The organism is Bacillus cereus group sp. N31, assembly GCF_016483245.1.
GTDB lineage: Bacteria > Bacillota > Bacilli > Bacillales > Bacillaceae_G > Bacillus_A > Bacillus_A toyonensis.
On record NZ_JAEHCH010000004.1, the window covers coordinates 12,834 to 35,477 of the forward strand.

Genomic DNA, 22,644 nt, shown 5'->3' on the forward strand with positions numbered 1-22,644 from the left:
TTATACTCAAAGTAGGTGCAAAAAATGCGCTGTTTGAAAAAGAGTGAAAGCAAAAAGGAATCCGTAAAGGATTCCTTTTTTATTTTTTTAATGAAGTAATATTCTAATTATCCCTATCTTTTTTATATGTGAATGAACTTACTCATTATAAATTAAAAATGAATTTTTGGGGGATTTAGGCATTCCTGCAACAAACTATAGGACACCATTTTGGTTGTCTGTTCGTGGAACAAATGCCAGAAATACTTTTTAAGTAATTGGCTGTTCTTTTCCTTACCAAAACCTTCAGTTTATAGGAAGAGGTTCAATGAATTGCGTCTTTATTATTATACGTTATATCCAAATAACTTTAGATCTTCTCCAGACCCTGAAATAATCTTCTCAAATCGCACCCCTACTTTTTCTAAAAGCTTTCCTGAATTAACATTGTCTGTAGAAGTAATTGCTACAATTCGTTTCAGTCCAAGTTTTTGTACACCGTATTCGATTACCGCAGAAGCAGACTCTTGGCCATATCCTTTTGAACGGAATTTTTCTAAAAAGGCAAAGCCGATATCAACATCTTCTAATGAATCTCTTTTAATAAGACCGCACATACCAAGTGGTGTGAGATCTTCTTTTCTTTCTACTAAGTAAAGGCCAAATCCGAGTTTGTTATACATATCGACTGGTCCGTTTACGATATAATTTTTTGCGTCTTCTAAGTTTTTAACCCCTTTATCACCAATAAACTGAATCCATGCAGGATCGTTTACTAATTCAAGAATAAACGGAGCATCATTTATATCGAGCCAACGAAGAGTGAGTCGTTCAGTTTCAAGAACTATCAATGTATTGCACCACCTTTAAATGTTATAACAATTAGTATGGATTGCGTAATACAAAAGTGCAACATATTTTATTTACGCTCTACTTGTTCACATAAAGTTCGTTTGTTTTGTATAAAAGGATATTTTATAATTAGATTTGATTGTAAAGAGTGAGATACTTATACAATGACTCCTAGGTGACTAGGAGTTTTTACTATATAACTATCATTATTACTAAATATGACACACTACACATTCTACTCAAGGAGGTACATAATGAAAAAATTATATAATGCATCGTTTACGTATTTAATTATCGGTTTATTGTCAGGAATATTTGCTAGGGAGTATGGGAAGTATAAAGGGATTTTAGGCTCTACTTTATTAAACCTTTTACATACACATACACTTGTACTTGGTTTTTTCTTCTTTTTAATTGCTTTAGGATTAGCAAAAGTATTCGCGTTTCATGAAGTGAAAGGATTTAATAAATGGTTTGTTTTACATAACATTGCATTAACTTTAATGTTAGGTTCGCTGGCAGCGAGAGGGCTTCTTCAATTAAATGGAGCGGATTTTAAAGGGCTAACGTATATTGTAGGTTTCTCTCATTCATTGATGGCAGTTACATTAATTTGGTTTATGTTGTTAATAAAGAAGTCATATAAAATGTAGTTTGAAAAGAACTTGTAGCGGGTGCTGCAAGTTCTTTTTTTGTATGCTTAAAGTTCAATAATCTTATTTTTCTAATTATTTTGTATGAAAATGGTATACTTATTTTAAAACTAAAAAAGGAGAGTTAGTTATGGAAATAACAATTGAGCATTTAGTAAATGAATTAAAGGATATACTTCCTGAAGATCGAGTAGTAATAAATGAGACAGTAAGAGAGTTACATAGTAAAGATGAATCATATCATGCTAGTAGTTTACCTGATGTAGTTGTTTTTCCAAAAACGACCGAAGAGGTTAGCGGGATAATGAAAGTAGCGAGTGAGCATAAAAGATCTGTCGTTCCATTTGGGGTAGGCTCTAGTTTAGAAGGACATGTAATTCCGTATGAAAAGGGGATCACAATGGATTTTTCTCTTATGAATAAAATACTTGAAATAAGGGAGAAGGATTTTCTTGTGAGAGTACAGCCAGGAGTGACCCGCTCTCAGCTTAATAAAGAATTGAAAAAGTATGGATTGTTTTTTAGTGTAGACCCAGGAGCAGATGCAACGTTAGGTGGAATGGCTGCTACAAATGCAAGCGGAACGACAGCGGTTAAGTATGGCGTAATGCGTGATCAAGTTCGTGATTTAGAAGTGGTTCTAGCTGATGGAGACGTAATACATACGGGGAATTTAGCAGCGAAGTCATCATCAGGTTATCATTTAAATGGTATTTTCGTAGGTTCAGAAGGGACGCTTGGATGTTTTACGGAATTAACTTTAAAAGTATATGGTATACCAGAGCATGTTATGGCAGCGAGAGCATCGTTTCTAACTATAAATGATGCAGTAGAAGCTGTTATACATATTTTGCAAGCAGGTATCCCGATTGCCAGAATTGAACTTGTTGATGAATTATCTATGAAACAAGTAAATCATTATAATGAAACAAGTTATAGAGAAGAACCTACACTATTTTTAGAGTTTCATGGCAATGAAGCGGGGCTAAAGCAAGATATTGAATTTACGAAAGAAATCGTTCTCGATCATAAATGTAAAGAAATCGCGTTTGAGACGGAAACTGCGGCGAGAAATAAATTATGGGATGCAAGACATAACTTAGCGTATTCTTACGTGTATAGTTATCCTGGCAAAAAACTAATGAGTACAGATGTATGTGTGCCGATTTCAGAATTAGCTGGTGCGATTCACCATGCGAAAGAGGTATTACATAAAGTAGGTCTTATTGGTGGTATTCTCGGTCATGTTGGAGATGGGAATTTCCATGTACTCTTAATGATTGATACAAAGGATAAAGAAGAAGTGAAGAAGGCAGACGAAATAAACGAAAGTATCGTTCTATATGCTCTTAAACGAGGTGGAACGTGCACGGGAGAACATGGCGTTGGAGTCGGAAAACGAAAGTATCAAGAAGAAGAACATGGGGCGGCATTATTCGTAATGGAGAAAATAAAGAAAGCTCTTGATCCGCAAAATATTTTGAATCCGAATAAGGTGTTTCAGTTAAAGGATAAGGGATGATGCAATTTGGAGAAACGAATTATACATCTTGAAGGATTTGTCGTTTTATTAGCTGCGATATATATATACGCATTATGTGGATTTAGTTGGTTAATATTTATCATATTACTTTTTGCGCCGGATTTAGCGATGGTAGCATACACTATAAACAATCGTATAGGTGCAAGAATTTATAATTTATTTCACACGTATATCATATCGATATTACTTATTTTAATTGGTGTTTTTTTTAAGCTAGATCCAATTTTAATGGTTGGTTTAATATGGACAGCACATATTGGAATGGATCGAATGTTTGGTTATGGATTGAAATATGAGACGGATTTTAAGGATACTCATATTCAAAGGCTATAATTGTTTTTGAGGGGAAGGATACATTGAAACAGAGAATTACTATCGAAGAATATAACATGAAATGGGAAAGTGAATTTTACAAATTACACACTCTAATTAACAATGTAATGGAAGGCAGCATTTTATCCATTGAACATGTTGGGAGTACATCTGTTAAAGGGCTTGCATCAAAACCAATACTAGATATTGATGTTGTGATAGAAGAGTACGAATTTTTTCATGAGGTAGTAAAAAAACTTGAGAAGATAGGGTACTATCATGAGTTAGAATGGAGCTTTAAAGGAAGAGAGGCGTTTGGAAGAAAGGATGCGTTCGTTCCATGGAACGAGGAAAATACAGTTCGGATGGAACATCATTTATATGTGTGTGATAAAAATAGTGAAGAGTTGAGAAGGCATATAGCGTTTCGAGATTACCTTCGTGAACATACTGAAGTAGCTAATGAGTATGGAAACTTGAAGGAAGAGTTAGCAAGAGAGTCGAAAAATCGATCGAGCTATGGCGAAGGTAAAACAGCATTTATTACAAATATATTTGGAAAATAAACTAAGGTCGCATTAAGTACATGCGACCTATTCTTATTAAATTGAATGCTGCCACTATAAAATAATGACAAACTGGCCCTGTTGATTGATGCGATTACTAAATATAATAGGAAAGAAAATAGAAAAGAGCGGAAAAGAGGGAGCTAATGTACATACCAAAATATTTTGCAATACAAGGTGAAGAGATGAAGTACGAAACAATTGAACAAAATAGCTTTGCGACATTATTTTCTCAACATAACGGGGAACCATATGCAACGCATTTACCGTTGTTGCTAAATAGGGAAACGCTCACGTTATATGGTCACTTCGCACGTCCGAATGCACAGTGGAAAGATAGTGAGAATCAGCAAGTATTAGCTATATTTCAAGGGCCGCATAGTTACATCTCTCCGTCATGGTATGAAACAAACAAAGCTGTACCAACATGGAACTATGTTGCAGTACATGTATATGGAGAGTTAGAAGTTGTTGAAGATAAACAGGAATTATTAAATTCTCTTCAAGACTTAGTACATAAATATGAAGATCCACAGAGCACCTACTCACTTGATAATGTAGACCCGGATTATATGGCAGGGTTAAGTAAGGGGATAGTTGGGTTTAAAATAAAGATAAATAAAATAGAAGGAAAAGCGAAGTTAAGTCAAAATCATTCTATAGAGAGACGGAATTTAGTTGTGGAGAAACTTGAGAAAGTTGGTAGTGAGGGGAGTAAGAGGATTGCGGAGTTGATGAGAAAATAAAACCTGCATGAAAGGGAAATATTCTAAATAAGCGTATTTAAAAAGACCTTCTTAATTGAAGGTCTTTCATTTTTTAAAGTGCTTTTTCAGTTGTTGTTGAGTTGTAGTCTGTACTTACGTCAACGGATTGAACAAGGTCAGGTCTTTGTGGTGCAGGAAGATCAGCATGACCCGCTTGGTATGTAAATGAACTATGAATACCAGTAGCCAAAATACCGAAAACAGATAGTCCTAAAAAAACAGAGCTAATTTTTTTTATCATTTCAATGCCCCTTTCTCAAACGTTTTTTCTTTTGCTTGTAACGCTTTATGAAAATATTCACTTGCCTTAATGTGGTTATTTTCACTATAAAATTTAACAGCTAATTTTTCTGAGTATTCTTGAGTGTAGTTATATAATAATTCTTTGTCGAAAAACGTAATTCCTTTAAGAATAATTGTTTCTAATTCTTCAGAACCAACATTATTATTTAGTTCGTTTAGAATTTTAAAATGATATATATATTCTTCATTATTTAATTCCGTACAAATTTTTAACCCTTTTTGGATTAATCCTTCAGCGATAATTGTTTCATCTAGTTTAGAGTGTTCTCTTGCTTGCAAGAAGAGAGCTTTGAAATGTGTAGGCTTCTTTTCAGTTACTTCTGATAGGTGACGGATTGCGAGTGTGGAGAGGTTTTGACTCGCATATAACCAACCCAAATTATTGCGCACACTTAAAATTAATTCTTTTTCATTAGATTTTTGTAAAAGGTGTATTGCTGAATTATATTGTTCTTCCGCTTGTTCATATTGTTTTAAATATACAAATGAGGCACCTAATGTATTTTTACATAATCCAACTTTAACTTCGTAGCCAGTTTGTTTATCGAAGATCTCTTTAGCTTTAGTTGCATATTCAATGGATTCAATTGGTTGGTAAAAGTGATAATGGAAAATTGCCATTCGATAATAAAATTCAGCATGCTCTAGATTATCAGTGTTATTTACTAATAATAACTTAGCCTGTTCATAATGTTCGCTAGCTATGTTATAGTCTGTGGTTAAAGTTGCATAAATGCCTTTAAAGAAGTGATAGTAGTAAGACAGTGGATGATTGGATGAGATTACGTAAGAATCTATTTTATCAAAGCTATCTTTTGAAATACTTAAACTATCTGTCAAAACTTTATGTCGAAACTCTAGTAAGGAATGATATAATGCTAAATTTTCATCTTCCTCGAAGTTTAGTGCCTTTTCCTCAATTTCATGCTTTAAGTTTGTCGCTTGGGATACATCTTGTTTTAGCATAGCCAAATACCAGTCATTAAATAATTTTGTAATTTGTTCATTACCTTGTAGTTGAACGTTCATGAAATCCCCTCACTTTTTGAATATTCTTATAAAATATAGTATCAAAAATAAAAATATTTAGAAATGATGTTTTATATTTCTCAATATTTGTTTAACAAGCTTACGAGTAAGTCTATTGGAATAGTGTAGAATTTGTTTTGGATTAAAGAAATGGCATCGGGGGATGTGCATTTTAAAGTTTTAGTTGAGTGGGGGGATATAAAAAGGGTGCGTTCACACAATTGGTATGAACACACCTTGTTACATATTAAACAATTAAGTCCCACAAAAAGTACGATAAGGACGATTCGTCGGCGCAGGTGGAACGCAGTATTCTTCTTGCTCTGCAGAATAAGCATAAGGATTTGATAAAGCTTCAAGAAGTTTCTCCATTACGCTATAATCCCCATCTGTAGCAGCTGCTTCTAATGCTTCTTCCACACGGTGGTTCCTTGGGATGATCGATGGGTTATTATTTTTCATCATCTCATAGGCGTTCTCTTTTGATTCTTCTTGTTTTTCTAATCGAGATTGCCATAGTCCGTACCATTCTTTAAATTCTGGACTTTCAAATAGAGGGGTATTTTCTAACGTATCGAGAGTTAAAGAACGGAAGGTATTTGTATAATCCGCTTTATATTTCTCCATCATTTTTAAAAGTTGCTCAATAAGTGATTGATCTTGTTCCTCGTTGCTAAATAGTCCTAATTTCTTTTTCATTCCAAGGAACCAATTGTTTTCATACTGTATGCTAAATTTTGAAATTTCGTCTTGTGCAATCTTTAATGCTGCTTCTTCATCTTCATGTAGGATAGGTATTAAAGATTCAGCTAAACGAGCGAGATCCCAAGCAGCCATATATGGTTGGTTTCCATATGCATAACGGCCTTGTGTGTCAATAGAGCTAAATACGGTTCCTTGGTCGTAATTGTCCATAAATGCACAAGGACCGTAATCAATCGTTTCCCCACTAATCGTTATATTGTCAGTGTTCATTACACCATGGATAAATCCAACAAGTTGCCATTTAGCGATAAGACTTGCTTGTCTTTTAATGACTTCTTGTAGTAATGCAGTATATGGATTTTTATGAGATTCAATTTCTGGATAATGCCTTTTGATCGTATAGTCAGCTAGTGATTGAAGATCCTCGGTAGAACCACGAGCGGCAGCATATTGAAATGTGCCAACACGTATATGGCTACTAGCAACCCTAGTTAAAATTGCTCCGGGTAACTTTGTTTCACGATATGTTGGTTCGCCAGTTGAGACAACTGCTAAACTTCGAGTAGTCGGAATATCAAGTGCATACATTGCTTCGCTAATAATATACTCACGTAGCATCGGACCGAGTGCAGCACGACCATCACCGCGGCGTGAATACGGAGTAGGGCCAGAACCTTTCAGTTGAATGTCAAAACGTTTACCGGAAGGAGTAATTTGTTCGCCAATTAAAAGGGCACGGCCGTCGCCTAACATATTAAAATGTCCGAATTGATGACCGGCATACGCTTGAGCTAATGGATGAGCTCCTTCAGGGAGTGCATTACCAGCGAAAATAGCAATTTCAACTTCTTTTTTCAATTCTTCAGGATTAAAGCCGAGAGATATTGCTAGTGAATGATTTAGTTTAACTAGCTCCGGTGAACTTACAGGAGTAGGGGGGATTTCTGTATAGAATGATTGTGGTAAAGTCGTATAACTATTATCTAAATTCCAACCAGCTTCATTATTTTTAGTCATTTTATCTCCTCCTCTTTTGTAATTAGGATATGTATTTGTACGTATGTATTCTTTGTAAAGTTAACTAAAAGTATAATATAATATTTCCCCTTGCAATCTATTGTAAGGACTTCATTGCACAATGTCTATTTAACAGCAAATTTAAAACCTCCATTTTAAGAAAATGGAGGTTTTATTATTATTTCATTTTTACAATTATTTTCCCTTTTGCTCTTCCAGACTCTGAATATTCCATTGCTTTTTGAGCATCTTCAAAAGGGAAAACTCGATCGATTACAGGTTTGATTTGTCCAGCTTTAATATAGTTTGCAATAGTACGTAATTGATCCCCGCTTGGCTTCATAAATAAAAATGAATATTGAGCATTATGCTTTTTTTCAAGTGCGGTAAGTTTTTTGCTGGCTAATGAAAATAAGAGAGTTTTAAAGAATCCTGAACCAAATTCTTTACCGAAGCGAGCATTCGGCATGCCTGAAACGGAAACAATGTTTCCTCCGCTTTTTATAATATTGAATGATTTTTCAAGTGTTGCACCGCCGATTGTATCAAATACCGCATCATAATTTTTTAGTATATCTTCAAATTTCTCTGTTTTATAATTAATAATTTCATCTGCGCCAAGAGACGTTACTAAATTTACACCAGCTTCACTAGCAGTCGTTGTAACAGTGGCACCCATTATTTTTGCTAACTGAATAGCAAAAGTACCAACACCACCGGATCCAGCGTGAATTAAAATCTTTTGTCCTTTTTGTAATTGCATGATGTCATGTAATGCTTGATATGATGTTAAGCCAACGAGTGGAATCGAAGCGGCTTCCTCAAAACTTAAATTATTAGGTTTTAAAGCTATATCATCTTCATGAATGGCTATATACTCCGCGAAAGTACCAATCTTATTTTTTCTTGGGCGTGCATATATTTCATCACCGACTTTAAAGTTAGTCACTTTTGCCCCAATCTTTACGATGACACCGGAAAAGTCATTACCAAGTATTAGGGGCATTTCATATTTCAGTAACATTTTTACTTTTCCGTCGCGTATTTTAAAATCAATTGGATTAATGCTAGCTGCATGAATTTCTGCGAGCACTTCATACTCATTTATTTCAGGAGTAGGTACCTCTGTCATACGCATTGGGACTTTTCCATATCTATCAATTATCATCGCTTTCATTTCTTATACCTCCAAATACCGTATCTTTATTTCAATAAAAGTTGTGCAACAGCTTTTCAATATCTAACACAAGATTTTTTAATAAACCTAATTTTGTACGTATATCAATATAATAAAAGTTTTTTGTGCCTTCTTTTCGCATTAAAATAATACCAGCTTCTCGTAAAATCTTAAGGTGATGTGATACTGCTGGGCGGGAAAGGTGTGTTTGCTTCGTAATTTCTCCTACACGTAATCCGGTTTGACATTCCGTTTCCATGAGAACTAACAAAATAGCTTGCCTTGTTTCATCGCCAATTGCCAATAATACTTTTTGAGAATCAATAAAATCTTTTTTTATAACATTTAATTGTTCTTGTTTATTCATTTCAATCACTTTGCCTCCAATAAATTAGTCGAAAGGTTTAAGATGATGAACCATTGCATCGATACGATAATGCTACATGATTGTTGTATGAGCTGCAATATTGGGAAAGAAAATCGAGACGAATGAATTTTTTATTGTTGAAAATTATAGAGGGATAGAAAAGGGATTGGAAGGATTACATAACTCAATAGATGAAGTTTTAAAAATAAAACATGGCTCAACGTAAAGTAAGTTCTTTTGTTTTACTCTTTCATACACACACAATTCAGGTGGATTATAGATGTATGAAAAGGTAAAAGGGATTTTGGGGCGTAATCTATCTATATGATAATTCGAAATGAAATATAAGTCTATATTTTAATGGTTTTTTTAATTATATTTATGATACTGAGCTCAGAACAATGATGTGGAGGATAAATATATGAAACCAAATTATGTACCAGTTTTAATTGTTGGAGGGGGATTATCAGGATTAGCGTCTGCGTTATTTCTTGCAAAACATAATATTAGGTACTTACTTATTGAAAGACATTCGTCTACTGCAATTCATCCGAAAGCAGGCGGGCTTACTTTACGTACAATGGAGTTATTTCGAGAATTAGGTTTAGAAAATAGAATTAAATTGGCGGGGAAAGCACTAGAAAATTGCCGAGGAAGAATAGCGGTTCGTACAATAGCTGAGGCGAATAAGGAAGAATTGGAAAAAATGAGAGCCACTCAGTATGGAAACGATGAAAAGTTACTTCAAAAAATAGAAGAGATTAGCGCATCAAAACAAACTGCTTGTTATCAAATTATTTTAGAAGAAATGATGTTACAAGAAGCGAAGACATTAGGCGGAGAACTATCTTTTTATCATGAATTAATTTTATTTGAACAAAATGAGAACGGGGTAAAAGCAACGATTCGAGATCGTGAAACAGAAAAAGAGAGTGTCATACATTGTGATTATGTAATTGCAGCAGATGGGGCGAAAAGTAAAATACGTGAGCAGTTAGGGATTAAAACTGAGGGTCGTGGAACCATTGGTGGCTATTATATGAATATTTATTTTGAAGCTGATTTAAGTGAGTTTATACAAGGAGACGCATTCGGTTTTTCTATGGTACTTCATCCGGAGGTTCTTGGTGCACTCATCCCGGTTGATAACGTAAAAAAATGGATTTATCATGTAGCCTGCGATCCATTAAAAGGAGAGGGGCCAGAGGATTTTAATATAGAACGTTGTAAACAAATTATTCAAACAGCAATTGGAAGTACAAATGTTGAACCAGAAATATTAAGTGTTCTACCGTGGGAAGCGAGTGAAAGTACAGCGATAAAATTTCAAGAAAATCGCATTTTTTTAGTTGGTGATTCTGCACATATTATGCCGCCAACAGGAGGATTTGGTTCAAATACGGGAATACAAGATGCGCATAATTTAGCCTGGAAGTTAGCTGCTGTTATAAAAGGGAAAGCAAAACCGAAATTGTTAGAAACATACCATGATGAGAGATACTCTGTTGCAAAATTAACGACGGATTATGCGAGTAGTTTATTATTTCGTGCTGCGAATAGAGAGGAAGGCAGTTTGAATAATATGGATGGTTTAGCTGTAACTGTTGGGTATCAGTATTGTTCAGAGGCGATTATAGATGACTCCAACACTCCGCATAGAATGGATGTAGTAGAGTTGAACGGAAGACCTGGCACGCGAGCACCACATTTTTTTGGGGTGTATGAAGGGAAAGAAGCTTCTATACTAGACTTATTCGGTAACAATTTTGTATTACTTACAGGAATAGAAAATTGTTCTTGGGATGAAGCTGCACATGATGCTTCATCTAAATTAGGAATAAATATAAAAGTGTATCGAGTTGGTCTAAGTGGAGACTTTATTGCTCAAGAAGATGTTTTTAGCAAATTATATGGGATAGAGAATGGAGGTGCTGTATTGATTAGACCTGATGGCTTTATAGGGTGGCGTTCAGGGAAAGAGGTTATACCTCCAATAAACACAGTACTTGAAGAGGTTATGAATAATTTATTATGAAATTTTCAAATAAATAAGGAAGTGTAGTTGTATATAAATTATCCACTTTTTAACTAAGAATTGTAAAAAATGAAAGTTGTTATAAAAGATAATAATATTATGTAAATAAAATAGTTGATAAAAACAAAAAGACATTATAGCTAATCATTGTCCATAAAAGTCTGATCAGTGTGGACTAATACTCAATGGAGGATGCATAAAACTTGGTTGATTGAAGTTTTACTTTATTAAAAAATCATATTCACAAAATTTAATAGGTTTGGTATGATTAATTTCGACAAGTTAATAGAGGCTGGAGATATTTGAGAAAAGCCATAAATTTATTTAGGGATACAGGAGTGTCCTCTAAATAAATTATGGCTTTTTTTATTGAATGAACCGTACACAATAGGGAGTTACATGTGAAAAGGAGGCTATAGGAATGAAATAGTTTTCTTTATTAATAACATAGAGAAAATATATTTGTAAGATTGGAATTTTAATATAGGCGTATAAAAATAATGAAAGTATGTCTTCTATTTCATGTAAATCTCATTAGCTTGTTGAAATTTGCAACGTAGGAAGGGTTAGAAGGATGAGAAAAATTATTAGCGTTTTAGTTATTTTCTTTATGACGGGAAGTATCTTTGCTGGGGGAGCTGTTCATGCGAAATCAGAAGGGAAGCATGAATGGAATACGAATAAGTTTTTAAATATTGCACATCGCGGAGCAAGTGGACATGCACCTGAGCACACTTTTGCTTCTTATGATTTAGTGAAAAAAATGAAAGCGGATTATTTGGAGTTAGATATTCAATTAACTAAGGATGGCCAATTAATTGCAATGCATGATACAGCAGTTGATCGCACTACAAATGGTACAGGGGAAGTACGAGACAAAACATTAAGTGAAATAAAAAGCTTAGATGCAGGATCTTGGTTCAATAAAGCTTATCCAGAAAAGGCTAAGCAAGAGTACGTTGGTCAAAAGGTTCCGACTCTTGAAGAAATCTTCCAAAAGTACGGAAGAAGCATGAAGTATTACATTGAAACAAAATCACCAGATGTGTATCCAGGAATGGAAGAGAAATTATTAGCTTTATTAAAAAAATATAATTTAGTAGGTCAAAACATGTCTTCTAGCCGTGTTATGATTCAATCATTTAGTAAAGATAGCTTAACAAAGATTCATAGTATGAATAAAAATATTCCGTTAGTTCAACTGCTTTGGTATTATCCAAATGAAAACAATGAGATTGTTGAGTGGTCTAGTATTACACATGAACCGAAAAGTGTACCGAATGATGATTTTCAAGAAATTAAAAAGTATGCAGTTGGTATTGGGCCAAACTTACGCAATGATAACGGAGAACTAATTATTGATGAGTCATATATGAAAATGGCTAGGAAAAATGGACTGTTAATTCACCCGTATACAATAAATGAGAAACCAGATATGAGATTGTTAATTAAATGGGGTGCTACAGGAATGTTTACAAATTACCCTGATCGATTACATAGTGTGTTAAAAGAAAAATAAACGAGATAGGAAAAAGAGTATACCAATGTTTTTGGTATACTCTTTTTTATAATATGAAATAGAATTTTCTACTTTTATGCTAGATTATAGTAATAGGATACATATTCTTCTAGACCATGAACCTCTTTTTCAGGTGGCTCAATACCACCTTTTCTACCGTAGCAAACATTTCTCAAGTATTCTCCAAAAATCATAGAGCGACTCTTTTCATTTTCCATCCAATTATATCTATTAATTATAAACTCACCATCGAAGCTTGTATCAAATGTATATGGGATACAAGTAATAGTTTTAGGTAAATGTTTTTTTAATACTCTATATTGCCGACCAGCTCCTAAACTTTTGCATACAAATAGCAGCCGATTAATCTTTGTGAAATCAAAAATCTTTTTCGCTTCAATTACATTAGCGATAGAATGGAGGGAGTTTGTTTCGAACATGATAGCATCTTTGGGTACGCCATGTTCAATTAATTTATTTACAATTACTTCTGCTTCTGACAAATCCCCGTAATTCCAGCTCGGATGTTTCATACCATGTAAACTAGTACCACCTGTAACGATAATTTGATTTCCTAAACCTTGTCGATAAGCTTCTAGAGGAGTTTGCCAATTGCCAGGATGAGAACCGCCGAAAACGAAAATTGCATCACATTTTTGTGGTGTTATTTCTTTTAGAAAAGTGATTTCTGTAATTTGATCGATTTGTTTTTTCGTAAGAGTAGGGACATCAGGATATTTAGGGATTACCATTTGAAAACCTCCTATATAGTGAAATGATAAATTCATTATATAGCGATTTTGTCAGGTAAAAAAAGGGAAGCTTTTCATTTGAAAGTACCCCTTTTAAGATAACTCTCCAATAAACCAAATCTCTTTTTTATCGATTGCATCTTCATCATAAATGACTTCTTGAAAGTGCAACAGTTGGGTAGTAGGGCAAATTGAAATTCCACATGTTTCCCAAAAATTAATTTCATTTGAAAGAGGGATCCATTTTTGAGATTCATTATTTCTATTGAAAAAATTTTGAAAGTAGTCATCGTTTTTAAATACGATAATTTGCGATCTCCATAAATTTTCTATAGAAATTATAGTAACAACTCGATATGTATGTGCATCACTCGGTTTTATTTTAATTAAATGATTTACTCGATCTATTAAGGTTTGTATACATAATCGTTTTACTTTTCTAGGTGTTTTATGAGACTCGATAAAAGCTTGAGAAACTGGTAAAGGCATATACCAATATTCATCGTTATAGAAAGTAGAAGGGAACGTTTTTGTATGTTCCTCAATTCGTTTTATCATAGTATTTGTTTTTCGTTTCATACCACGTATTTTCTTTTCACGCATTGTGAGTCATCTCCATAAATTTTTGTAATGCAGCTGAGTGAAAAATATCTTTTCTAGTAATAAAAGTAGTAGGAACTTTTTTGAAGCTATTTGGTAAAGGGTTGAATGATACGTCATGTTTATGACCGTTTAAGATAGATTTCATCATAATTGCTATGCCCATACCTGATTTTACACATGCGAGTATCGCTTCAATCGTTCCAAACTCTAAAACTCGTTTAGGTGAAATTCCTTCTTCTTGAAGCCAGTCTTCTAATAACCTTCTATAATAGCACCCGTGACTAAAGGTAAGTAAATTCATGTCTCCTATGTCTTGGAAAGAGGATAAAGGATTTTTGCTAATGAGAACTAATTCTTCTTCACGAAATACATTTGCACGAAGTTCAGCGTGCTGAGTAGTTCCAGCGATAAATGCTCCGTCTAGTTTTCGGTCTAATACGAGATGGGTTAGCTGTTCCGTCGTATTTGTTTCTAAAACTAATTCGACTTGTGGGTAATTCTCATAGTAGTTCGCTAATATGGAAGGAATCCGAACAGCTGTTGTGGATTCTGTACATCCGATTTTTAAAGTGCCTTTTGGTTCGGTTCCATTACTTTGGACCGCTTTAACAGATTGCTCCATTAAGTGGATGATTTGTTTTGCGTATGTTAATAAAATCTCGCCGTTAGAAGTTAAAGTAACACCTTTTCCATTTCGATAAAATAAAGGCACACCTAATTCGTTTTCTAGTTGTTTCATACGCATCGTTACGCCAGATTGTACATAGTTTAAATTTTTTGCTGCATGAGATATATTTCTTTCTTTTGCAACTTCGTAAAAAACAGTTAAATCTTTTATGTCCACGTATCATCCCTCCGAAAAAGGTATCAATTTTTTTGATGGATTATATGATTAATATTTATTTTATATGATATCAAAAATTTCATACAATGGAAGGGGATGGAGGGATCTTAATGCTAATGAAAGAGAATGTGAACAGTACTTATAAGTGGATGATGTTAATTTTTGCGACGATTGCTCAAACGACAGCGACACTTATAACGTATGGTGTCGGAGCTTTCGCTTTATTTTGGAAGGGAGAATACGCACTTACGAATATGGAGAGTGGGTTATTAGTAAGCGTTGTAAATATTGGACCGCTATTTTGCATGCTTTTTGTTGGGAAGCTACTTGATCAATATAATGAAAAATGGTTAATTACTATCAGTTCATTTTTACTCGGAGGTTCGCTCTTACTGACTAATATAGTAAATGGATTTAAAGGGTTACTCTTTGTCCTTTTGTTAGTAGGAATGTTTTTATAGTGTTTCCCAGCCGGGAGGAAGTAAAGTGATACTAAAATGGTTCTCAAAAGAAAATCGTGGGTTAGCAATGGGGATCAGGCAAGCCGGTATACCGATTGGTGGTGTACTAGCGGGAGGATTAATTCCGTTACTTGTAATAAAATATAATTTGTCTTATGCGATACATGTAATAGGAAGCATTTGTATAATAGGTGGTCTTTTATTTTCTATATTTTATCGAGATTCATGTGTTCGGAAGGAAGGGAAAGAAGAACGTATAAAAACCTCTTTTTGGATGCAGTTAAAATCAGTGATGCATAAAAAAGCGTTGTATCCAATTTATATAACTGGTATTTGCATGATGTCATTACAAATGGTGTTAGTTGGACATTTTATAAATTTTTTAGTAATGGAACAATCAATTACACCTATTTTAGCCGGAAAAGTATTTTCAGTTATGTTCTTTTCTGGAATGATTGGCCGTATTACATTGGCAGCTGTTAGTGATTTGTGTTATAAGGGAAAACGGCGCATCCCTTTATTTATATCGGTCTGCACTTCTATCTGTTTTATTCTTATGTTAGTAATGAATATACATACAATAAGGAGTGAGTTCTTGTATGTTGTAAGTGCATTGTTAGGGTTCTTTTCGATTGGCTGGTTCAGTCTTTTTATTATTGAAGTTGCAGAAACGGCAAGTGAAGAATCTGTAGGGATGACAGTGAGTTTTGCTCTTACATTAAATCAAATTGCTATTATTGTTGCACCTGTCTTATTTGGGTATATTGTAGATCAGAAAGGGTATACGTATGCGTGGTTGTGTATAGTTGTATTACTAAGTATTTCAGTACTCAGTTTATATAGGGAGAATAAAAAATAAAGGAAAGTTAGCAATGTGAATTTTTGGTGAAGAAAATATAAAGAAATGCCATATGAGCGACATTTCTTATTGAATATGCTGTATAATCAAAAAAGAAAATGAGATTCGTTTTCAATTACGTTCATTTCTCTTTTGAAATTACCTGTAATTTTAGCCATAATCAGTTGTTGTTCTTTATCGTTATTTGCATGATTTATTTTGTTTAAAAATTTTTCAGCGTCATTTCCTTTTGAAATCATAATTTGTTTTCCGTAATATTCAATTAAAACTATATTGTTCTTTGTTATCCGATAATGAAACATTCGATCATCTAAACGATTGCGTCTATCGGTATTTTTCATATTACATCTCCATTCTGTATGATGTGTAACAAATGTTACATAAGAAATTAAAATTATAGTCAGGTGCATCCGATTGTATGCTGGATATTTTTTAAGAAAGAAATACAATAGAGAGTAGTTGAAAGTTGAATGTGATAAAAAGGAATCTAATTTAAATAAAGAGAATAGCAAGTAATATTATAAAATATCTGAAAATTAAAAGATATAGAATAGAATGGATGCACGTTAAGTGAAACTAGAAAAAGAGGGTTCCTATTATGTTAAAGAAATGGTTAATCGTTTTCTTTATTTTTGCTGTTTTTTGTGGGAGTGTCGTTGCACTAATACATGCAAAGAAAGATAAAAAATATGATATAAAGGCATTTTCGAATATAATTGATAAGCAAAAGGAAGAGCAGCAAGAAGTTAGTATAAACGAGAAAAAACGCTATGAAAGTGCAGCGGGAAAACTAGATCAATATTTAAAAGATAAAGGGTTTAATGGGAGTGTTCTAGTAGCTAGCAAAGGTCATGTGATTTTACGAAAAGGTTACGGCTATGCGAATGTGAAAGATAAAATGTTAACAACGCCAAGAACGAAGTATCGTATCGGTTCCATTACGAAAACAGTCGTTGCAATATCTATTATGCAACTAAGAGAAAAAGGGAAATTAAATATTGAAGACAATGTCAATAAGTATATTCCATCGTTTCCGGCAGATAAAAACATTACGTTACGAAATTTGTTAACACATACGTCCGGGTTACCAGAACAGGGGCAAGGGAGTGTTGATGCAGCGTCACGTTTAAAGTTAGTAACGTGGATTGGTGCGCAAACGTTACAATTTCCTGCAGGGACAGGATGGAAATATACAGATTATAATTATATGGTGTTAGCGTATATTGTCGAAAAGATTACGAATAAACCGCTTGCTGAATATGTGAAAGAAAATATTTTTAATCCTGTTGGAATGCATGAATCTGGAATGGGGGCAACTCTTCCAGAAGATATTTTCCTAGCGGAAGGTTATACGAAAAAAGATAATGAATTAATAGATGCGCCTCGCTTAAAAATGAACTGGCTATATGGTTGTGGTGAAATGTATACGACTGTTGAAGATATGAAAAAATTAGATGAGGCTATTATGGATGGGAAATTGCTTTCTAAGCAAGGCTTATCTGATATGTTTACTGTATCACCTGCAAGAAAATATGGATTTAGTTTCTATATTTACCCAGACTATTATCATAATCATGGGGTATTAGCTGGTTGGAACACATTTAATAATTTTAACTGGGATAAACGAACGTTTGTTATATTATTCTCTAACGTACAGAATGGTATGAATGATACGTTTAATCAAGAGTTTAGAAAAATGGCGAATGATTTAATAGAAGAAAAATAAATGTCTAAAAATCGGTATTGATATGAAATGATCAATACCGATTTTTTTTTATTTAATAATGTTTTATTTAGTGAACAAGCAAGTATGAGTAGGGAATAAGATTAGAATAAATTTATGAAGGAAGTTAAAAAATAGTAATGTTAAATAGAGGGGGTTACTTTGTGAATGCCCTCTATTTTTATTGGAATTTTACGATTATCACGTGGGAGGATAATTGGTAATTTTTACATCGATGAAAAAGCTTGAGCTTCACACTATGTGAAGCTTTACATTATTGAAGACAAGAACAGGAGGGGCAGAAAATGAAAAAAGTAGTGAAGTTTTGTTTGATAGCTACATTAGCTACAACGGTTATAAGTGGATGTTCTTATGAAGGTGGAAATGCAAAAGGGAAAGAGAATGAGAAGGTAGAGGTACAGAAAAAGATTGGAAAATACACGATGCCGGATGAAACAGATAAACATGAAGGTACATGGCTACAATGGCCACATGAATACACATATGGTCAAGAGTATCAACAAGAAGTTGAACCTATTTGGGTTAAGATGGCAAGTGCTTTAACTACGGGTGAAAAAGTCCACATTGTTGTATATGACCAGGAAGAAAAAGAGAGAATCAATAAGCTTTTAACAGATGAAGGGCTAAATATGGAGAAGATTGATTTCTTTATAGCACCTACGGATGATGTATGGGCAAGAGATAGTGGACCAATTTTTGTTTATGACAATGATAAAAATCTAAAAATATTAGATCCAGCATTTAATGGTTGGGGCAATAAAACACCTTACAAAAATGATGCTCGTATTCGTGAGAACGTTAGTAAGCAATTAGGGATTGAAAGAATTGATTGGGGGAAATTTGTCCTTGAAGGTGGCGCAATTGAATTAGATAGCAATGGGACTACTTTATTAACTCGAAGTGCTGTAACGAATAAAAATAGAAATCCTGATTTATCGGAAAAGGAAATTGAAAAATATATAAGTGACCTTGGGGTGTCAAACTTTATTTGGTTAGATGGAGTACCTAATTTAGATATTACGGACTTTCATATTGATGGATTTGCTAAATTCCATAATAAATCTACTATTATAACGATGAAAGAAGACGACCTAGCCGAATGGGGTTTGTCTAACAAAGATATGGATACATTGTTAGATGCAAAAAATGCTTCAGGAAAGAAGTATAAGTATGAATACTTACCACTTAGTAAAGACAAGGTTGCTTTAGAAAATGGGAAAACTCTTGATTATAAGGGATCATATATCAATTATTATATTGGGAATAAAGTGGTATTGGTGCCTAATTATAATGATCCAAATGATAAAATCGCAAACGACGCGATTCAGAAGTTATACCCGGATCGTAAAGTAGTAGGTATTGATGTGAGAGAGCTTTATAAAAATGGCGGTATGATTCATTGTGTGACACAACAACAACCAATTCAATTGAAATAATCGTTTGGAGTTTCGTTATACTGCTGTATAGACAAAATAGATGAAATACTATCTTTACCTATTTTGTCATGCTTTATTATTCGTAAAAATAAAACGTTTTAATATAATGATAATCGGAGTATAGTGTATTGTCGCTTTTCGTTTTATCCCGCTATTTGCGGGTAGTAAGACTCTCACCTTAAAACTCGACTCGAAAAAAGAAGTTAGGTGGGAGTCGGGCTGTCCATAAACGCCCGATTAGTGTGGGCTAATAATCAGTAGGGGGTGAACAAACCCCCTACTGATTAAAGTTTCACTTTATATGGAAAAGGAGAAAATGTTTGTGTTAAAGAACTTAAAAATAGTATTTTCGTTTTTCCCTATCGTTCTACAGTACATTTTAAATGTAGCTTTGATTTGTTTAGGGGTTGTTCTAAGTGTGTTTCTTGTGAAAGAAGTCATTCAATTTATACAAGAACTGAAATTAAATGGTGAGGAATCTAGTTATCATTTGATCGATAGTATCGTCGTATTCTTTTTATATTTTGAATTCATCGTAATGATTATAAAGTATTTTCAAATGAATTTTCATTTTCCATTACGATATTATATATATAGGTATAACAGCTATCGTTCGTCTCATTATTATAAATCATGATAGTCCAATAGATATATTGTTAAACGCCTGCGCGATTCTTGTATTAATTAGTGCTTTATTCGTTGCGAATTTTAAAATAATGCGTCGTGATTTAGAATAGTAAACATTTGTTGTTTAAATTAAAAAAGTGGTATATCTTTTGGAAAAAAAGGAGTAAGAGTATTGAAAGAAATAATTTTCACCAGTTTCGTAATGATAGGGTTTATGATTTTACTATTTAATTGTATACTTTCGTAATTTTTAAGGATAAAAGATTAAAAAAGAAGGGGCTTTTGTAAATATGGTACATTACAATAATCAAAATAGTTTACATCAAATATTTACATTAAAGGGAACAGTTATAAGAGATATTTTCCCGCAAATTTTATTATATATGTGCATTTCAACAGTAATCACTGTGATTAATTACTATTATGTAGCAATAAAAATTAATCAAACTCCTTGGGTAATTGTTGGAGGAGCTTTAGGTCTACTGTTAGTTTTTCGTACGAACACTGCCTATGATAGGTACTGGGAGGGTAGAAAGTTATTTGGCACGATTAGTGCTTCTACTAGAAATTTAGCAGTTAGTTTCTTATGTCATTGGGAGTTTGAAGAGAAAAAGACGGATCAGGAAAAGCTAAAATTTTTACATTTATTAATTGCTTTTCCTAAGATAGCGAAAGGGCATTTGAGAGACGATAAAGATCTAACTGAAATAAAAGCATTGCTTAATATTTGTTCTGAGAAGGAAAAGGAAATATTGGCGGAATCTATTCATTTACCAATTAGTATAGTTTTTATGTTAAAAACTATACTATCAAAAGGTTTAAAAACGGGTCGACTTCATCCAAATGTAATAATTAATATGGAAGCTGATTTGAATAATTTGCTTACGGCTGTGGGTGGATGTGATCGTATTAAAACAACGCCTATCCCATTTGCATATTTTGCTCATATTAAAATTTTACTGCTCATATTTTGCGGGACTTTACCGATCGGACTTGTTGATAGTCTTGGGTGGTTTACAGTACTTGCAACTACGTTTATAAGTTTTGCATTTATAGGGATTGAAGCAATAGGGGTTGAAATTGAAGATCCATTTGGTCAGGACCCAAACGATCTTCCATTAGAAGGGATTTGTATAGGAGTAGAAACACATGTATTAGATCTATGTAATCAAAACGGTTTGTTCGAAGTAATGGATATGAATCTTGATAAAAAAATCAGCTAATCATTCATTGGGTATGATGATTATATTTTTAATGTTGTCTGAAATGCGTTATTTTCAAATCTTGTCAAGAGTTACTTTACGGCTTAACGACAGCTATATATTTTTTATATAAATATATAATATTTCTCCGTGCTATAATCCATTCATGAAATGTGCACGTTTCAAAAATTGTAATGAAAAGAGAAATGGATTGGGGAATAGTTGGTTGATTGAAATCAGTTATGTAATCATTATTAAAAAGCGAGGTAAATAAAATGGAACAAAAACATAGTGGCATTATTTTTACTGCAATACCAGATGAATCGAATGAATATTATCAACCATTGTATGAAGACATTATTTACTTTAATGAATACTTAAATGAAAAAAAATCATTTACCGATCAACTTATATCTTTATCTGTTGAAGAGCAAGACTTTCATACAAACTTCTTTGAGTATGATGATATTTGGCTAAGAGATGTTGCGCCAGTTATAACGAATCATCTTGTTAAATTTAAATATTACCCAAACTATTTACCAGAGGATCAAGGGCGATATTTAGATCAACAATTTAATAAATGGTTGAAGAAAAATGAATTTGAGTATGTGAAATCACCATTAATATTGGATGGTGGCAATCTTATTTGGAATAAAAAAGATACTGTTATATTAACAGAACGCATATTTGATGACAACGATGATTGGACGGAAGAGGAAATAATTGAGCAATTGGAGTGGGATTTAGATGTAAGCCGGGTTATTATTATTCCTGCTGAAGAAGGAGATGTACTTGCGCACGCGGACGGAATGGTTAAATTTATTGATGAACACACAATGTTTATTAGTGATTTTCTAGGTGATAATGAATTTAGATATCATGTGCAAGAGATTATTCAAGAGCAAATGCCAGAAGCTGAATTTATCGTTGTTCCTTCGTCATATACAGAGAAAGGGCAATATGATCAAGAAATTGCATCGGCAAAAGGTTTATATATAAATATGTTAGAAACATGTGACGCCCTTTATGTTCCTAAGTTTGGATTAGCAAAAGACGGGGAAGTTTTACGATATATTCAACAGCATACGGAAAAACAAGTCATTCAAATTCATGTAGGAGAAATATCGACTATGGGAGGTGCAATGAATTGTTTAACGTGGTATTGTCCGAGTCATTTATTGCCTTCAAAAATGAAAAGATTGAGCAATCAGGGTGAAAGTTCTTCAATTAGAAAAATTTTTGATTGGTTTTAATAAGGTGAAACTTTAATTAGAGGAGGCCATCCCCTCTAA

21 protein-coding genes and 2 pseudogenes are annotated in these 22,644 nt (G+C 33.4%); 13 read left to right on the top strand and 10 right to left on the bottom strand.

The features are described from left to right. Positions 1-326: 326 nt before the first annotated feature. A complete protein-coding gene (locus tag JDS81_RS07995) occupies positions 327-830 on the bottom strand; it encodes a GNAT family N-acetyltransferase (protein WP_097953763.1) in 504 nt (167 codons plus the stop codon). Between the two features lie 255 nt (positions 831-1,085). Between JDS81_RS07995 and JDS81_RS08000 the strand changes: the two genes are divergently transcribed. From JDS81_RS08000 to JDS81_RS08020, 5 genes are all read left to right on the top strand, one after another. Next, a complete protein-coding gene (locus JDS81_RS08000; RefSeq protein ID WP_000737892.1) occupies positions 1,086-1,484 on the top strand; it encodes a DUF2871 family protein in 399 nt (132 codons plus the stop codon). Positions 1,485-1,614: 130 nt separating this feature from the next. After that, positions 1,615-3,006 carry an FAD-binding oxidoreductase gene (locus tag JDS81_RS08005; protein WP_097953764.1) on the top strand — a complete coding sequence of 464 codons (1,392 nt, stop codon included), beginning with the start codon at positions 1,615-1,617 and terminating at the stop codon, positions 3,004-3,006. 6 nt (positions 3,007-3,012) lie between these two features. Next, a complete protein-coding gene (locus tag JDS81_RS08010; RefSeq protein WP_097953765.1) occupies positions 3,013-3,360 on the top strand; it encodes a DUF4260 domain-containing protein in 348 nt (115 codons plus the stop codon). Positions 3,361-3,383: 23 nt separating this feature from the next. Then, the gene (locus JDS81_RS08015) at positions 3,384-3,905 is read left to right on the top strand and encodes a GrpB family protein (RefSeq protein ID WP_199688503.1); all 522 of its coding nucleotides are present in this window, start codon (positions 3,384-3,386) and stop codon (positions 3,903-3,905) included. Between the two features lie 146 nt (positions 3,906-4,051). Beyond that, positions 4,052-4,651, top strand: a complete 600-nt coding sequence (locus tag JDS81_RS08020; RefSeq protein ID WP_097953767.1) for an FMN-binding negative transcriptional regulator — start codon at positions 4,052-4,054, stop codon at positions 4,649-4,651. 73 nt (positions 4,652-4,724) lie between these two features. Here JDS81_RS08020 and JDS81_RS08025 read toward each other — a convergent pair whose 3' ends face one another. The 5 genes from JDS81_RS08025 to JDS81_RS08045 all read right to left on the bottom strand — a co-directional run bounded on the left by JDS81_RS08025 (position 4,725) and on the right by JDS81_RS08045 (position 9,279). Then, on the bottom strand, positions 4,725-4,913 hold the full coding sequence (locus JDS81_RS08025) for a Phr family secreted Rap phosphatase inhibitor (RefSeq protein WP_000592017.1): 189 nt from the start codon (positions 4,911-4,913) through the stop codon (positions 4,725-4,727). Then, positions 4,910-6,004 carry a response regulator aspartate phosphatase gene (locus JDS81_RS08030; protein WP_097953768.1) on the bottom strand — a complete coding sequence of 365 codons (1,095 nt, stop codon included), beginning with the start codon at positions 6,002-6,004 and terminating at the stop codon, positions 4,910-4,912. Before JDS81_RS08030 ends, JDS81_RS08025 begins: the two co-directional genes overlap by 4 nt. Positions 6,005-6,259: 255 nt before the next feature. Then, positions 6,260-7,726 carry a protein adenylyltransferase SelO gene (locus JDS81_RS08035; RefSeq protein WP_097953769.1) on the bottom strand — a complete coding sequence of 489 codons (1,467 nt, stop codon included), beginning with the start codon at positions 7,724-7,726 and terminating at the stop codon, positions 6,260-6,262. A gap of 178 nt (positions 7,727-7,904) precedes the next feature. Beyond that, the gene (locus JDS81_RS08040) at positions 7,905-8,903 is read right to left on the bottom strand and encodes an NADP-dependent oxidoreductase (protein ID WP_000646450.1); all 999 of its coding nucleotides are present in this window, start codon (positions 8,901-8,903) and stop codon (positions 7,905-7,907) included. A gap of 31 nt (positions 8,904-8,934) precedes the next feature. Beyond that, a complete protein-coding gene (locus JDS81_RS08045; RefSeq protein WP_000571879.1) occupies positions 8,935-9,279 on the bottom strand; it encodes an ArsR/SmtB family transcription factor in 345 nt (114 codons plus the stop codon). A 412-nt stretch (positions 9,280-9,691) separates the two neighbouring features. Between JDS81_RS08045 and JDS81_RS08050 the strand changes: the two genes are divergently transcribed. Together JDS81_RS08050 and JDS81_RS08055 are read left to right on the top strand one after the other, a co-directional pair. Further along, on the top strand, positions 9,692-11,305 hold the full coding sequence (locus tag JDS81_RS08050; protein WP_142316327.1) for an FAD-dependent oxidoreductase: 1,614 nt from the start codon (positions 9,692-9,694) through the stop codon (positions 11,303-11,305). A 574-nt stretch (positions 11,306-11,879) separates the two neighbouring features. Beyond that, positions 11,880-12,824, top strand: coding sequence for a glycerophosphodiester phosphodiesterase (locus tag JDS81_RS08055; RefSeq protein WP_097953771.1), 945 nt, complete (start codon positions 11,880-11,882; stop codon positions 12,822-12,824). 74 nt (positions 12,825-12,898) lie between these two features. Here JDS81_RS08055 and JDS81_RS08060 read toward each other — a convergent pair whose 3' ends face one another. The 3 genes from JDS81_RS08060 to JDS81_RS08070 all read right to left on the bottom strand — a co-directional run bounded on the left by JDS81_RS08060 (position 12,899) and on the right by JDS81_RS08070 (position 15,023). Continuing rightward, positions 12,899-13,576, bottom strand: coding sequence for a YdcF family protein (locus JDS81_RS08060; RefSeq protein ID WP_097953772.1), 678 nt, complete (start codon positions 13,574-13,576; stop codon positions 12,899-12,901). A 93-nt stretch (positions 13,577-13,669) separates the two neighbouring features. Beyond that, the gene (locus JDS81_RS08065) at positions 13,670-14,179 is read right to left on the bottom strand and encodes a DUF3916 domain-containing protein (RefSeq protein WP_097953773.1); all 510 of its coding nucleotides are present in this window, start codon (positions 14,177-14,179) and stop codon (positions 13,670-13,672) included. Then, on the bottom strand, positions 14,172-15,023 hold the full coding sequence (locus JDS81_RS08070; protein WP_097953774.1) for a LysR family transcriptional regulator: 852 nt from the start codon (positions 15,021-15,023) through the stop codon (positions 14,172-14,174). The genes JDS81_RS08065 and JDS81_RS08070 overlap by 8 nt, the downstream gene beginning before the upstream one ends. A 110-nt stretch (positions 15,024-15,133) precedes the next feature. Here JDS81_RS08070 and JDS81_RS08075 point away from each other — a divergent pair. Further along, positions 15,134-16,343: pseudogene (locus tag JDS81_RS08075) on the top strand (MFS transporter). Between the two features lie 86 nt (positions 16,344-16,429). On the opposite strand, the gene JDS81_RS08080 reads toward JDS81_RS08075, so the two are convergent. Continuing rightward, a complete protein-coding gene (locus JDS81_RS08080; protein WP_097953775.1) occupies positions 16,430-16,684 on the bottom strand; it encodes a hypothetical protein in 255 nt (84 codons plus the stop codon). 257 nt (positions 16,685-16,941) lie between these two features. Here JDS81_RS08080 and JDS81_RS08085 point away from each other — a divergent pair, with 257 nt between their 5' ends. From JDS81_RS08085 to JDS81_RS08105, 5 genes and pseudogenes are all read left to right on the top strand, one after another. Then, the gene (locus JDS81_RS08085) at positions 16,942-18,069 is read left to right on the top strand and encodes a serine hydrolase domain-containing protein (protein ID WP_087970263.1); all 1,128 of its coding nucleotides are present in this window, start codon (positions 16,942-16,944) and stop codon (positions 18,067-18,069) included. Between the two features lie 302 nt (positions 18,070-18,371). Further along, complete coding sequence (locus JDS81_RS08090; RefSeq protein ID WP_142316328.1) at positions 18,372-19,523, top strand: agmatine deiminase family protein; 1,152 nt, start codon at positions 18,372-18,374, stop codon at positions 19,521-19,523. A gap of 322 nt (positions 19,524-19,845) precedes the next feature. After that, positions 19,846-20,260, top strand: a pseudogene (gene psiE / locus JDS81_RS08095) (phosphate-starvation-inducible protein PsiE). A 180-nt stretch (positions 20,261-20,440) separates the two neighbouring features. Continuing rightward, a complete protein-coding gene (locus tag JDS81_RS08100; protein WP_097953776.1) occupies positions 20,441-21,373 on the top strand; it encodes a bestrophin family protein in 933 nt (310 codons plus the stop codon). A 254-nt stretch (positions 21,374-21,627) separates the two neighbouring features. Further along, on the top strand, positions 21,628-22,605 hold the full coding sequence (locus JDS81_RS08105) for an agmatine deiminase family protein (RefSeq protein ID WP_000435609.1): 978 nt from the start codon (positions 21,628-21,630) through the stop codon (positions 22,603-22,605). The last annotated feature ends 39 nt before the right edge of the window (positions 22,606-22,644 follow it).

What these genes read in the sequence shown, in the direction of transcription:
- JDS81_RS08000 (WP_000737892.1), top strand. Translation starts at nt 1,086, where the DNA reads ATGAAAAAATTATATAATGCATCGTTTACGTATTTAATTATCGGTTTA.
- JDS81_RS08005 (WP_097953764.1), top strand. Translation starts at nt 1,615, where the DNA reads ATGGAAATAACAATTGAGCATTTAGTAAATGAATTAAAGGATATACTT.
- JDS81_RS08020 (WP_097953767.1), top strand. Translation starts at nt 4,052, where the DNA reads ATGTACATACCAAAATATTTTGCAATACAAGGTGAAGAGATGAAGTAC.
- JDS81_RS08025 (WP_000592017.1), bottom strand. Translation starts at nt 4,913, where the DNA reads ATGATAAAAAAAATTAGCTCTGTTTTTTTAGGACTATCTGTTTTCGGT.
- JDS81_RS08030 (WP_097953768.1), bottom strand. Translation starts at nt 6,004, where the DNA reads ATGAACGTTCAACTACAAGGTAATGAACAAATTACAAAATTATTTAAT.
- JDS81_RS08035 (WP_097953769.1), bottom strand. Translation starts at nt 7,726, where the DNA reads ATGACTAAAAATAATGAAGCTGGTTGGAATTTAGATAATAGTTATACG.
- JDS81_RS08040 (WP_000646450.1), bottom strand. Translation starts at nt 8,903, where the DNA reads ATGAAAGCGATGATAATTGATAGATATGGAAAAGTCCCAATGCGTATG.
- JDS81_RS08050 (WP_142316327.1), top strand. Translation starts at nt 9,692, where the DNA reads ATGAAACCAAATTATGTACCAGTTTTAATTGTTGGAGGGGGATTATCA.
- JDS81_RS08055 (WP_097953771.1), top strand. Translation starts at nt 11,880, where the DNA reads ATGAGAAAAATTATTAGCGTTTTAGTTATTTTCTTTATGACGGGAAGT.
- JDS81_RS08060 (WP_097953772.1), bottom strand. Translation starts at nt 13,576, where the DNA reads ATGGTAATCCCTAAATATCCTGATGTCCCTACTCTTACGAAAAAACAA.
- JDS81_RS08065 (WP_097953773.1), bottom strand. Translation starts at nt 14,179, where the DNA reads ATGCGTGAAAAGAAAATACGTGGTATGAAACGAAAAACAAATACTATG.
- JDS81_RS08080 (WP_097953775.1), bottom strand. Translation starts at nt 16,684, where the DNA reads ATGAAAAATACCGATAGACGCAATCGTTTAGATGATCGAATGTTTCAT.
- JDS81_RS08085 (WP_087970263.1), top strand. Translation starts at nt 16,942, where the DNA reads ATGTTAAAGAAATGGTTAATCGTTTTCTTTATTTTTGCTGTTTTTTGT.
- JDS81_RS08090 (WP_142316328.1), top strand. Translation starts at nt 18,372, where the DNA reads ATGAAAAAAGTAGTGAAGTTTTGTTTGATAGCTACATTAGCTACAACG.
- JDS81_RS08100 (WP_097953776.1), top strand. Translation starts at nt 20,441, where the DNA reads ATGGTACATTACAATAATCAAAATAGTTTACATCAAATATTTACATTA.
- JDS81_RS08105 (WP_000435609.1), top strand. Translation starts at nt 21,628, where the DNA reads ATGGAACAAAAACATAGTGGCATTATTTTTACTGCAATACCAGATGAA.